General features: G+C 45.8%; 9 protein-coding genes. 3 read left to right on the forward strand and 6 right to left on the reverse strand.

What is annotated here, in order from left to right; all coding sequences use genetic code 11:
• Positions 1-581: 581 nt before the first annotated feature.
• From R7E78_RS21930 to zntR, 4 genes are all read right to left on the reverse strand, one after another.
• The gene (locus tag R7E78_RS21930; RefSeq protein WP_158156989.1) at positions 582-2,717 is read right to left on the reverse strand and encodes a lysine decarboxylase CadA; all 2,136 of its coding nucleotides are present in this window, start codon (positions 2,715-2,717) and stop codon (positions 582-584) included.
• 117 nt (positions 2,718-2,834) lie between these two features.
• Positions 2,835-4,178 carry a cadaverine/lysine antiporter gene (cadB, locus tag R7E78_RS21935; protein WP_005434864.1) on the reverse strand — a complete coding sequence of 448 codons (1,344 nt, stop codon included), beginning with the start codon at positions 4,176-4,178 and terminating at the stop codon, positions 2,835-2,837.
• Between the two features lie 688 nt (positions 4,179-4,866).
• On the reverse strand, positions 4,867-6,429 hold the full coding sequence (gene cadC / locus R7E78_RS21940) for a lysine decarboxylation/transport transcriptional activator CadC (RefSeq protein WP_065275609.1): 1,563 nt from the start codon (positions 6,427-6,429) through the stop codon (positions 4,867-4,869).
• Between the two features lie 163 nt (positions 6,430-6,592).
• On the reverse strand, positions 6,593-6,991 hold the full coding sequence (zntR, locus tag R7E78_RS21945) for a Zn(2+)-responsive transcriptional regulator (RefSeq protein WP_005382529.1): 399 nt from the start codon (positions 6,989-6,991) through the stop codon (positions 6,593-6,595).
• 265 nt (positions 6,992-7,256) lie between these two features.
• On the opposite strand from zntR, the gene purH reads away from it, so the two are divergent.
• Positions 7,257-8,849, forward strand: a complete 1,593-nt coding sequence (gene purH / locus R7E78_RS21950; protein ID WP_158156991.1) for a bifunctional phosphoribosylaminoimidazolecarboxamide formyltransferase/IMP cyclohydrolase — start codon at positions 7,257-7,259, stop codon at positions 8,847-8,849.
• Between the two features lie 194 nt (positions 8,850-9,043).
• Positions 9,044-10,333 carry a phosphoribosylamine--glycine ligase gene (gene purD / locus R7E78_RS21955; protein WP_136977321.1) on the forward strand — a complete coding sequence of 430 codons (1,290 nt, stop codon included), beginning with the start codon at positions 9,044-9,046 and terminating at the stop codon, positions 10,331-10,333.
• An 83-nt stretch (positions 10,334-10,416) separates the two neighbouring features.
• Here the strand turns inward: purD and R7E78_RS21960 are convergent, their stop codons facing one another.
• Both R7E78_RS21960 and hupA read right to left on the reverse strand, forming a co-directional pair.
• Positions 10,417-11,115 carry a DUF1481 domain-containing protein gene (locus R7E78_RS21960; RefSeq protein ID WP_167415508.1) on the reverse strand — a complete coding sequence of 233 codons (699 nt, stop codon included), beginning with the start codon at positions 11,113-11,115 and terminating at the stop codon, positions 10,417-10,419.
• Between the two features lie 39 nt (positions 11,116-11,154).
• Positions 11,155-11,427: a nucleoid-associated protein HU-alpha gene (hupA, locus tag R7E78_RS21965; RefSeq protein ID WP_005382524.1), complete on the reverse strand. Its 273-nt coding sequence runs from the start codon at positions 11,425-11,427 to the stop codon at positions 11,155-11,157.
• A 253-nt stretch (positions 11,428-11,680) separates the two neighbouring features.
• On the opposite strand from hupA, the gene R7E78_RS21970 reads away from it, so the two are divergent.
• Entirely contained in the window at positions 11,681-12,814 is a 1,134-nt protein-coding gene (locus R7E78_RS21970) for a hemolysin family protein (RefSeq protein ID WP_005382522.1), read from the forward strand.
• Positions 12,815-12,819: the final 5 nt, after the last annotated feature.

Genomic DNA, 12,819 nt, shown 5'->3' on the forward strand with positions numbered 1-12,819 from the left:
TACACCGTGAGAGAGTCAAGCATTTTTTTCAAATTCTTTTTTCTCTCTTCTCGACTCGCTGTGTGACTTTCGTCTCAGTCCGTGTCGGTGGATGCGCAGTATAGGGGGTTGAGAAATTAGCACAAGCGTTTTTTGCAAAAAAACTTTCAACCGAACAAATAACAAGCACTCTGCATAGATACTCAACGATCTTGTCTAATATTTCGGGTTGTAGAGGATCTTTTCATGAAGAAATGCCTGACTTCCGCATTAAAAGATCGCCTATTTCTTTGTGATTTCGGTTACTGATCTTATCTCTCTTGGTTCTTTTTTCTCTTTCTACCTATATAAAGATGAAAAAAAAGAGCAGAACGATGACGAACTGCTCTTTTGGTCTTTGCTTTTTATTTGGGGTACTTCAGGTGAAGTCTTGGAAAAGTGTTTCTTCTGTATATAGAAGAAAAGATCAGAGCATCCTTGCCCTTCTCTTTACGACAGATTAGTTAGGGGTATATCTAAATGTCGTTATTGTTCGATGACGCATTGAGCTCGTAAGAGTGGAGCATGCTTGCATTCCCAATGGCGTCATCTTCAAGAGGAACTTAGTTCTTCAATACTTTTACGGTGTAGCTACCATCTTTTTGTTGGTATAGACCGTGGATGTCGGTTTCGAAACCTGGGTAATGCGCACCGATCTCACAAAGCATCTCTAGGAAGTCCAGCACAGGGCGAGACTCTTGAGTCACCATTTCACCAGGAAGTACTAGTGGCACACCTGGAGGGTAAGGAAGGATCATGTTCGCACTTACGCGGCCAACCATTTCTTCCAGTTTGATTTCTTCTACGTTACCGCGAAGCTCTTCTTGCCATGCTGCGTGTGGTGTTACTTTCATTTCTGGAAGAACATCGAACGCTTTGTACATTAGCTCTGGTAGGTTGTATTTCTTAGTTAGGTCATGAATTGCTTGTGCTAGTTCTTGAACGCGCATGCCTTCATAGAAGCTTGGGTCTTCGTTGTATAGCGAAGGTAGGAAGCTCTTGATGGTTAGGTTCAAGTCGTAGCCACGTTTAAATTCAGTTAGACCGCGTAGCAATTGCATTGCTTTTGATTTGTCGATACCGATTGAGAATAGGAACAACAAGTTGTATGGACCTGTTTTCTCTACCACGATGCCGCGCTCGTCTAGGAATTTAGCCACCAGCGAAGCAGGAATACCTGATTCTTCTAGTTCGCCTTCTTTATTCATCCCCGGAGTCAGTAACGTTACTTTGATTGGGTCAAGATACATGTGGTTGTCATCCATGTTCTTGAAGCCGTGCCATGTGTCGCTAGGGTCTAGTTTCCAACATTCTGTGGTATCAATATTTTCTGGTTGCCATACATCGAAGAACCAGCTGTCGCTTTCTGCTTCTAGACGTTTGATCTCTTTACGGAAGCGGATTGCGCGATCGATAGAGTCTTGCATCAACTTCTTACCAGTGTTGCCGCGCATCATTGCCGCTGCAGTTTCAGTAGAAGCAACAATGCCGTACTGAGGTGAAGTTGAAGTGTGCATCATGAATGCTTCGTTGAAAGATTCTTTATCAAAGTCGCCTTTCACGTGAATCATTGAAGCTTGTGAGAACGCTGCCAACAGTTTGTGTGTTGATTGTGTTTCGTAGAACACTTTGCCTGGCATCGCTTCACCACTCATACCACATTTACCTTCGTAAATTGGGTTGAAGTTAGTGTAAGGCACCCAAGCACTGTCGAAGTGGATGTGTTTACAATCTAGCGACTCTTTGATGAATTGTGTGTTGTACAACAAGCCATCGTAAGTTGAGTTAGTCACTACTGCGTAAGTTGGTGCTGTTGCACCTGGTGTTTTCGCCACTTTCTCTGCAATGACATCGCGGCTGAATTCGCTTTGTGGAATACCACCAAGGATGCCGTATGCGTTACGAGTTGGGCGGAAGTAGATTGGTGTCACGTCGCTCATCATCATTAGGTGAGTCAGAGATTTGTGACAGTTACGGTCAATCAGTACTGTGCTGCCAGCAGGTGCTGAGTACATACCAACGATTTTGTTCGATGTAGACGTACCGTTAGTTACGATGTACGAGCTGTCTGCATTGAATGTGCGTGCGATGTATTCTTCTGCATCTTTATGTGGACCTGAGTGGTCTAGTAGAGAGCCTAGCTCAGGCATTGAGATTGATACGTCCGCTTTAAATGTGTTTGGACCGTAAAAATCGTAGAAGATGCTACCAGAAGGGCTTTTCTGGAATGCAGTACCGCCCATGTGACCTGGAGTACAGAAGGTGTATTTACCTTCTTCTACGTATTTGAATAACGCTTTAGTGAATGGAGGCATGATGGCATCTTTGTATGCCTCAGTCGCTTGGTTGATTTTGATAGCGATGTCGTCAGCCATACCTAAAGCGTACTCGAAGAAGCTCACGTTTAGACGTAGGTCTGTTAGTGAAATGTCTAGAGTAGACTGTTCGTTAGCAAATGCGTGAACAGGCAGTTTTTCGTTGATTTGGCTGATACGTTCACATAGCTCTAGTGAGTATTTATCCCAGTCGAACAGCACACCACAAATGCGTGGGTTCATCTCAATCATTTTGATCAAGTCTTTATCATCTACTGGGTAAACCACTTCGTAGCCCGCTTTCTCAAGAGCAGCGTGAAGTTGACGAACTGGCTCTTCTTTAAAGAACACACCCATGTGGTTCAAGATAGCGAATATATTCATTTGGACATCTCCAAGGCGAATGAGGGCGCTCTTTGCCATTTACAGGCAATGAGTAAGGTGAGCGCCGCGTGAATTTGGGTTTTATGGGCTGGCACCGTAGTGCCAGCGTTTTGGGGATTAGTTGCTTGCTTGGGCAGGCATGTCGTCAGCGTGCATTTTCACGTACTGAGCAAGACCTGCTTTTTTGCTGTAGAACATCAAGATAACTAGAGACACGATGAAGGTTGCTGTTAGCGTACCGCCCTCTGCACCCGCTAGTGCGATGAAGCAGAACAGACAAGCCACACCAGAGAACAGCATTACGAAGCCGTTGCGTGTTGTCATACCTTCGAAGCGAATCAAGTTAATGCTTGAGTAGAAGTAAGGCAGCATAGTTAGTAGAACCGCGTCAGTCGTTAGCTGGTTGAACAGGTCTGATGCGTGTGCTGTTTTAGAGCTGAAGAACATCAGTACAACCATCAGTGCAGTCATCTTGATTGACGCAAGGATTAGACCTTTCTTAGGCACACCGTTTTTGTCAGTTTCGCCGTAGATTTTAGGGAAGTTGCCGTCGTTTGCTGCACGTTTACCTGCTTCACCTACTAGCATCATCCAAGAACCTAGCGAAGTGAAACATGCTAGCGCTGTGAATGCTGATACGAATGGTGCTGTCCAGCTACCGAATAGCTCAGTGGTTGCTAATGCAAATGGCGCACCTGATGCCGCAACTTCTGACGCTGGGAACATGCCGCTGATCATTTGAGTTGATAGGATGTAAATCACACCTGCGATACCAGTACCCAACATAGTTGCTAGTGGTACAGTACGTTTAGGGTTTTCTACCATACCAGTCGATACCGCTGCTGATTCCACACCTACGAATGACCATAGACAGATAAGAACCGCTGTTACTACCGCGTGGCTGTCAGTGCCTGCTGATACGTTCCAGTTTTGGCTGTAAAGCGCAGTATCGAAGTGCGTCCAACCAAACGCAGCTGTACCAACAACTGGGATAAGGATAAGAACTAGACCAAGCGTACATAGACGGCTTACCCAGCTACCACCAAGTAGGTTGACGAAAGTGAAGATCCATACCGATGCAATCGTCGCAATACCTGCTGGGATTGGGTTATTAAGCACAGGGAAGAATACAGAAAGGTAAGAAACACCTGTAATGGCAATAGCCAGGTTACCAATCCAGTTCGCGTGGTAATAAAGAACGCCCGTTTGGAAACCAAATACCGGAGACACTTCGCCAGCATAAGCGATAGGACCACCTTCTTGTGGGTTTTTGGTTGCCAGACGAGCGTAAACGAACGCCAGACTCAGTGCTCCGACCAAACAGATCAGCCAACTGAAGATTGAAACAGAGCCTACAGAGGCAAGACTAGAAGGTAATAGTGCAATACCACTACCCATCATGTTACCGGCTACGACACCCGTACAGGCAATAAGGCCGATTTTTTTCGCATTCGATGACATAACATCTCCAAATCTATTCTACTCGAGTCAACATGACTCAAACTGAATGGTTATTAGCGAGATGCTATGAGGAAGAACCTGCTCGACCTCGCTAAATTTCGAAGTGAAGACTACGCCCAAAAATCGGGAAAAAAATAAACTTGGTGTTATCAATAAAATGATTAGTTCATCAACATCAAGTTGAGATAAACATGATAAACACAAAAATGTAAAACTATATTATTCATACGGTTATAAGAAAAACATCAAACCTTCTACCGATAGATAAACTCTCATCAACTCGTTGGTCATCGCGATAAAAGTTATCAACCTCTATCAACTTCCCCATCCCTAAGGGTTGATTCCCTGAAGTGTTGATTCCATAAATCTCTCCCTGCTCGCGCTTCTTGACCCATATCAATATTCATCTCGCATGCAAGAAAGCATCAGAATCATTCTCGCCACATAATTTAGCCGAGATAGAGATAGAGATAGAGATAGAGATAGAGATAGAGATAGAGATAGAGATAGAGATAGAGATAGAGATAGAGAAGCAAAGCGGGTATGCATTCCCGTTGCAAGCTTGCGTTGTTAGCTCCTTCGTAAGTCATTGCCCCACCGCCTCACCCTTTTCACTTTTCGACAGCGACAAAAAAGCCCCTCATCGAAATGAGGGGCTAGCATTAGACTGACGTTGAGTCCGAGAGAATTAAAGCATTCGAACGACAGAAGGGTGAACGGCGCGATACATGGCGTAATCAATCGCCTTCATGTTACTTGGGAAGACCAAGTTTTCGCACAGCAGGTACGTCTCAACCGACGTATCAATATAGAAAGCTTCACTGTAAGACTCACTGGCCAAATCCAGATCACCATCCAATTCGGCGTGCTTACCGCGAATCACATAGGAAAGCACTGAATCACGTAACCTCAATGCCTGTCCGAGATGCCGCTTGGCTAACGCCATGTCACCAATGATGGTTTCGTGCAGTGCTAAAGCTTCATAAATTCGCGGTTGAATTGGCCCCACCATCATTTTCACATTAGTCTCTAGTGCTTCACTGAGCTGCTGCATTCGCCCTTTCTTCAACTCCTGTGAGAAATCAAGTGCCTTTTGTACATGATAAGCAATCAACAACTCAGCTTGAACGTAAGCATTATCCGGCTCGATTTCTAAAATGTTTTCCATCAAGTCGATACCTTGGCGGAATTGTTTAGTATCAGAGACATTAAGGTAATGGTTAGCCTGAACAAACAACTCCAACGCGTCGGGATTCATTGGCATTCCCGCCACCAGCATCGTAGATTTCAATTTGGCATCCGACACTTTCAGCACTTGCATCAAATCCAACGACGCTTGTTGAAGCACTGTCTTTAAATGACTACTGGTTAACGCGTATTGACGACTAAACAACACTTTCTCAGATGAGTTATTGCGATATTCCACCTCTAAAAAGCTGCCACCGTCATTCTCACGAACTCTCACCACAACCGATTTACCAGGCACAATGCCAGAAGTAAACGACGCCTTCTTTAGCATGACTCGGTAATCACTGACTTGAGCAATGTCGGACATCAACTTTTGGGCGAATCCGTCTGCCAAATCGTAGCTTAATCCTTCACTCGTAAAATTATCTTGAAACTTGAACTCAATCAGATGGGTATCGATGGCTTGGGTAATACGCACTTCCGATTGCTTGTAGGTAAACACGCCCATCACTACGACCAACATACTGATCCAGATGAAGTTCATAATTCCCAATCGCCAAGGACTGATTTTGTTTTTGCTCTGAGGGGCTTTTTTCTCTTTTGACATCTCGCAGACCGCGCGAGTTAGAGGACCGGCAGGAAAGGTAACGGCTGGTGCTATAGGTAGACAATCCTCTTCCGATTCTTCAACCGAAGGTGGGATCTCTTCATTTTGCCGACTTGTGACAAACTCTTCATGCGTCATAGCAACCACGTTCGCTACCAGCTTATAGCCACGCTTGGGCACCGTGATAACGTAGTTGGTATTTTCCTCTCGACCGTCACGTAGTAGCTTACGCAACTCAAAGATGGATTGAGTCACCACTTGATCGGTCACAATCGCTCCAGCCCAAACGTACTGAATCAATTCCTCGCGGTTGAACACCTCATTCGCATGCTCCGCTAAGAAGTGCAAAAGATTAATTAAGCGTGGCTCAACAGTAACTTCCCTATCTTGTCGATACAGCTTATTTTCATCAACGCTCAAAACCCAGTCATTGATTTGAAAATAGACTCCAACCATGTATGAAAACTCTCGTATCTACAGACAGCGTTACGCTAGGAATCAGACAATGGTCGATTCCTACAAGTAACTAAAGGCAAGATTATAGGTGGGAAAGCAGCGTGTACCTAGAAAAGCAAGTCGCCAAAAATGCAAACTTAAGTTAAGTGATGCAAGAATGAGACTACTCAAGTGCTGCAAGGATAGAGCAATGTGTGGCGTCATCGTCTGTATGACCACAACAAGCATCATTAATCTTCTTTAACGCTCGGCGAATTTTCGTCAGCTCGTTAATTTTCCCATCAATCAGCTCTAACTTAGCAGAAGTAATGGCTTTTACCTCTGCACAGCTGTGTTCTGTCGCTTCTAACTTAATTTCTAACAGGTCTTTAATTTCATCCAGACTCAAGCCAAGATCTTTACCTTTGAGGATAAAGTGCACCTGCTTTTGATTCTCTTCATCATACAAGCGGTAGCCTGATTCGCTTCGCCCTGCGGGTTTTATTAGCGCGTTTTTCTCGTAGAAACGCAATGTATCGGCAGTCACACCACAACGTTTTGCCAGTTCACCTATCTGAAACATAACTTTCCCTATTAACTATCTCGTTACTTTTAAAGCTAAAGAACGACTTTTTTGCAATTATTTTTGAGATGCCAAACGATTGCGCGAGCTTTTTTGTAATAAATTGGTTAGAATACGCGCCATCAAATGTGGAGACTGTTTTCTAACCAGAAAACACCCTGCAAAGGTCTTTACCAAAACTGGCCAATATTTTACCCCAAGAGGTAAAAACAAGTTCATTTTTGGCAAACATCTTTAACTCCGTGAATTTGAGGAAAATGGAAGCATGAATAACGCTCGTCCTATTCGCCGTGCGCTTATCAGCGTATCAGACAAAACAGGTATTGTTGAGTTTGCGCAAGCTCTTGCTGAGCGCGGTGTCGATATCCTATCTACTGGTGGTACAGCTCGCCTACTTGCCGAACAAGGCATCGCCGTAACCGAAGTCTCTGACTACACTGGTTTCCCAGAAATGATGGACGGCCGCGTTAAAACGCTTCACCCAAAAGTTCACGGTGGTGTGCTTGGTCGTCGTGGCCAAGATGATGACGTGATGGAAAAGCACGGCATCAACCCTATCGATATGGTTGTCGTTAACCTATACCCATTCGCAGAAACCGTTGCTAAAGAAGGCTGTACGCTTGCTGATGCGGTTGAGAACATCGACATCGGTGGTCCAACAATGGTTCGCTCTGCAGCGAAAAACCACAAAGACGTAACTATCGTGGTGAACGCTCACGACTACGACCGTGTTATCGCTGAAATGGACGCGAACGAGAAGTCTCTAACACTAGAAACTCGTTTCGACCTGGCTATCGCAGCATTCGAGCACACAGCATCTTACGACGGCATGATCGCAAACTACTTCGGCACTATGGTTCCATCTTACGGTGAGAACAAAGAAGGTGATGAAGAGTCTAAATTCCCACGTACGTTCAACCAACAGTTCGAGAAGAAGCAAGACATGCGCTACGGTGAGAACAGCCACCAAGCAGCCGCATTCTACGTTGAAGCAAACCCACAAGAAGCATCCGTTTCTACTGCTCGCCAAATCCAAGGTAAAGCCCTTTCTTACAACAACATCGCAGACACGGACGCAGCGCTTGAATGTGTGAAAGAGTTCAACGAGCCAGCATGTGTAATCGTAAAACACGCAAACCCATGCGGTGTTGCTCTAGGTAAAGACATCCTAGAAGCGTACAACCGTGCTTACCAAACTGACCCAACATCTGCATTCGGCGGCATCATTGCATTCAACCAAGAACTGGATGCTGAAACAGCAACCGCTATTGTTGAGCGTCAATTCGTTGAAGTGATCATCGCACCTTCTGTTTCTGCTGAAGCGATTGAAGTGGTTGCCGCGAAGAAGAACGTACGTCTACTTGAGTGTGGCGAATGGACAACGAAGACAACTGGCTTTGACGTGAAACGCGTGAATGGCGGTCTACTGGTTCAAGACCGCGACCAAGGCATGGTAAGCCTAGACGACCTAAAAGTGGTTTCTAAGCGCCAGCCAACAGAAGAAGAGCTAAAAGATGCACTGTTCTGCTGGAAAGTAGCGAAATACGTGAAATCTAACGCGATCGTTTACTCGAAAAGCGACATGACTATCGGTGTAGGTGCTGGCCAAATGAGCCGCGTTTACTCTGCGAAAATCGCAGGCATCAAAGCTGCAGACGAAGGTCTACAGGTTGAAGGTTGTGTAATGGCATCAGATGCATTCTTCCCATTCCGTGACGGCATCGACGCGGCTGCAGAAGCGGGCATCAAGTGTGTGATTCAGCCAGGTGGCTCTATGCGTGATGACGAAGTTATCGCAGCAGCCGACGAGCACGGCATGGCGATGATCTTTACCGGTATGCGTCACTTCCGCCACTAATCCTCTCGTCTTCACTGGGACGATAACTGCGTTGACGGCGTTCACTTATCCTAATCACATAGCATACTATGCTCATAGGAATAAGTTCACTTGTCGCCTTGTCCTCGTCCCATTGAATTAGAGAGGCCATACTCAGGTCTTTGCGAAATATCTGAGTTTGAGCAAACGGTATTTATAAGATTAAGGATTTTCATATGCGAGTTTTAATCATTGGTTCAGGCGGTCGTGAACATGCGCTAGGTTGGAAAGCGGCACAAAACCCAAATGTTGAGACTATCTTCGTTGCACCAGGCAACGCAGGTACAGCACTAGAGCCAAAACTAGAGAACATAAACATCGATGTAGAAGACATCACTGGCCTTGTTGCTTTCGCCAAAGAGAAGGCGATTGAACTGACTATCGTTGGCCCAGAAGCACCATTGGTTATTGGTGTGGTTGATGCGTTCCGCGAAGCGGGCTTACCAATCTTTGGCCCGACCCAAGCAGCAGCACAGCTTGAAGGATCTAAAGCGTTTACCAAAGACTTCCTTGCTCGTCACCAAATTCCAACGGGTGCCTACGCGAATTTCACTGAAATCGAGCCAGCTCTTGCTTACGTACGTGAGCAAGGTGCACCGATCGTAGTAAAAGCTGACGGCCTTGCTGCTGGTAAAGGCGTTATCGTAGCGATGACGCTAGAAGAAGCTGAGGATGCAATCAAAGACATGCTAGCAGGCAACGCATTTGGTGATGCTGGTAGTCGTGTCGTTATCGAAGAGTTCCTAGATGGTGAAGAAGCAAGCTTCATCGTGATGGTGGATGGTGAGAACGTTCTGCCAATGGCCACCAGCCAAGACCACAAACGCGTAGGCGACAAAGATACGGGTCCTAACACCGGTGGCATGGGCGCGTACTCGCCAGCTCCAGTGGTAACACAGGAAATCCACAACCGCATCATGGAAGAAGTGATTTACCCAACAGTACGTGGCATGGCCGCTGAAGGTAACCCTTACACTGGTTTCCTATACGCGGGTCTTATGATCGACAAAGACGGCACTCCGAAAGTAATCGAGTACAACTGCCGCTTCGGTGATCCAGAGACACAACCTATCATGATGCGCATGGAATCGGATCTTGTTGATCTGTGCCTAGCGGCAATCGACGAGAAGCTAGATCAAGCGGAATCGAAGTGGGATCCACGAGCATCGATTGGTATCGTGCTAGCAGCCGGTGGTTACCCAGCAGCGTACAACAAAGGCGACGTTATTTCGGGTCTGCCACAAGTTGAAATTGAAGGCGAAAAAGTCTTCCATGCTGGTACAGATAACAAAGATGGCGACATCGTGACAAACGGTGGTCGTGTTCTTTGTGCAACCGCACTTGGCAACAGCGTATCAGAAGCGCAGCAGCGTGCTTACGAGCTTGCAAAACAGATCCGTTGGGATGGCATGTTCCATCGCAACGACATCGGCTACCGTGCAATTGCACGTGAGCAAGAAAAATAAAAACAACATGAGTTGGCTAAAAAACAAAAGGCGCACTCAGCGCCTTTTTTATTGTTCTTGTTCGACAGAATTCGAAGCAATGTTTATTCAGAGATCAACGTTGGCCGAGAAACACAATCAAAGTCATCGTCATTGAGCATCAACAGTTCATCGACCATTGCTTTGTTTCGTGACTGCTTGCCGACAAAAGCCACATAACTGTCTACCGATGAGAGACGCTCGATAATAAATTTTGGCAACGTCTGATTAAACTCGAGTGTCGAGAACACCTTACCTTTGCAGGTTTCAAACGATTGACCATTCCAATAACCTTGAATAAGGCTCTGATTGTTACGAGACTGCGCCTTAACCGATGCCACTACGTCATTCGCTTCTGCTTTGTAGCGCTCTAATTGGTCATGCTGAAGTGGTAAGACTTTACGGTTAACACGATATTGTTGGTAAACCGCTTCGCCATCTTTATTGAAACGGATGTGGATTTGAAAAGGCACCAACTCTTGTTTGGTATCAACTTGCTCGCCTTTTCGAATCAACTCTCGCAACTCACCTTCATCCCAGCGATAATCACTCTGGAACCAACCATTGCCCCCCATAGTCACATAATCAGCCGCCGTACTCACACGAGTGAGTTTCTCTGTCATCCAGTACAAGCTGCTAGCATCTCCCGCAACTTTACCACCAGAAAAATGCGTGAATTGTTCTAAATTAGGAGTTTCAACCGACGAACAGCCAAAAAGGGTAAGGCTAGATAGGAGAAGTGAAGTGAGTAGATATTTTTTCATGAAATTGCACCGAGGCAGGATACCTCGGTGCATTCTAACTTAGTTTACTGATTCTTTCAGCGCTTTACCTGCTACGAATGCTGGTACGTTAGCTGCTGCGATTTGAATCTCGTCACCAGTCTTAGGGTTACGACCAGTACGTGCAGCGCGGTGGTTTACTTTGAATGTACCAAAACCAATTAGTTGAACTTGGTCACCCTCTTTAAGTGCGCCAGTTACACCATCAAGAGTCGCTTCAAGAGCAGCTTTTGCTTGTGCTTTTGATAGGTCTGCTTTCTCTGCGATAAAGTCGATTAATTGGGTCTTGTTCATTAGGTTTCCCTTCTCATAGGTTATCGAATTCGTCTCACTCTAAAACATAAATGCCCCATCTGGCAAAGGTTTGTAAGCGATCTTTCGATTTTCTGACGTACTTTTAGCCATAATATGAGTAATAACTCACAATTTGTTACCACATACCCCCTGAAAACCCTTGCTTTCCAAGGTATTTGGACCAATTTATAAGTCACTTTTGCGGTTATAATAGCTGCAAATAACCACTATCAAACTACATTCAAGGGCAACTATGCTGCTGTTATCCATTTATATCTCTATTGCAATCGGCATTTCGTTTATCTGTTCGGTGCTGGAGGCGGTACTGCTGAGTATCAGTCCGAGCTACATTGCGCAGCTCAATCAACAGGGGCATCCCGCAGCTGGGCAATTGGCTAAGCTGAAATCAGATATCGACCGACCACTGGCATCTATTCTGACTTTAAACACCATCGCTCACACTATCGGCGCGGCCACTGCTGGTGCACAAGCTGCGGTTGTATTTGGTAGCGAAGCATTAGGTATCTTTTCGGCAGTGCTGACATTGGCGATCTTAGTGCTTTCAGAAATCGTACCGAAGACGATTGGCGCGACCTACTGGCGTCAGTTGGCACCCACTGCCGCGGTCGCATTGCGTTGGATGGTATGGGCGCTTACACCCTTTGTTTGGTTCTCAGAGCAAATCACCAAGCGTCTTGCTCGTAACCACGAAGCTCCAAAGATGCGTGATGAGCTGTCTGCAATGGCGATTCTGGCACGTGAAAGCGGTGAGTTTGCCGAGGGTGAATCAAAAATCTTAAGCAACTTGCTTGGCATCCAAGATGTACCCGTAACGCAGGTTATGACGCCACGACCAGTAGTATTCCGTGTCGATGCCACAATGACCATCAATGAGTTCCTAGAAAAACACAAAGATACGCCTTTCTCACGCCCATTGGTTTACAGCGAGCAGAAAGATAACATCATTGGTTTTGTGCATCGCCTTGAGTTGTTCAAACTACAACAATCAGGTTGTGGACAGAAACAGTTGGGAGCAATCATGCGCCCAATTCAAGTGGTGCTAAACAATACCACTTTACCTAAAGTATTCGACCAGATGATGACTCATCGCTTACAGCTGGCACTTGTTGTTGATGAATACGGTACCGTGCTAGGTTTGGTAACGTTGGAAGATATTTTTGAACACCTCGTAGGCGAGGAGATCATCGACGAAGCAGATAAAAGCACTGACATGCAGGAGCTGGCTTACCAACGCTGGGAAAGCTGGAAAGAAATGCACGGCGTAATCGAAAGCCGCGATGACGATGAAGAAGATAATGAGCCGGAGAAGCAGGATAAAGAGCCAGAAGCTCAAGAGCCACCGAAACCCGACTCGAAAGAATCGTAATCAGC

This window comes from Vibrio sp. YT-19(2023), from assembly GCF_033337395.1.

What these genes read in the sequence shown, in the direction of transcription:
- cadB (WP_005434864.1), bottom strand. Translation starts at nt 4,178, where the DNA reads ATGTCATCGAATGCGAAAAAAATCGGCCTTATTGCCTGTACGGGTGTC.
- R7E78_RS21970 (WP_005382522.1), top strand. Translation starts at nt 11,681, where the DNA reads ATGCTGCTGTTATCCATTTATATCTCTATTGCAATCGGCATTTCGTTT.
- R7E78_RS21960 (WP_167415508.1), bottom strand. Translation starts at nt 11,115, where the DNA reads ATGAAAAAATATCTACTCACTTCACTTCTCCTATCTAGCCTTACCCTT.
- R7E78_RS21930 (WP_158156989.1), bottom strand. Translation starts at nt 2,717, where the DNA reads ATGAATATATTCGCTATCTTGAACCACATGGGTGTGTTCTTTAAAGAA.
- purD (WP_136977321.1), top strand. Translation starts at nt 9,044, where the DNA reads ATGCGAGTTTTAATCATTGGTTCAGGCGGTCGTGAACATGCGCTAGGT.
- zntR (WP_005382529.1), bottom strand. Translation starts at nt 6,991, where the DNA reads ATGTTTCAGATAGGTGAACTGGCAAAACGTTGTGGTGTGACTGCCGAT.
- purH (WP_158156991.1), top strand. Translation starts at nt 7,257, where the DNA reads ATGAATAACGCTCGTCCTATTCGCCGTGCGCTTATCAGCGTATCAGAC.
- hupA (WP_005382524.1), bottom strand. Translation starts at nt 11,427, where the DNA reads ATGAACAAGACCCAATTAATCGACTTTATCGCAGAGAAAGCAGACCTA.
- cadC (WP_065275609.1), bottom strand. Translation starts at nt 6,429, where the DNA reads ATGGTTGGAGTCTATTTTCAAATCAATGACTGGGTTTTGAGCGTTGAT.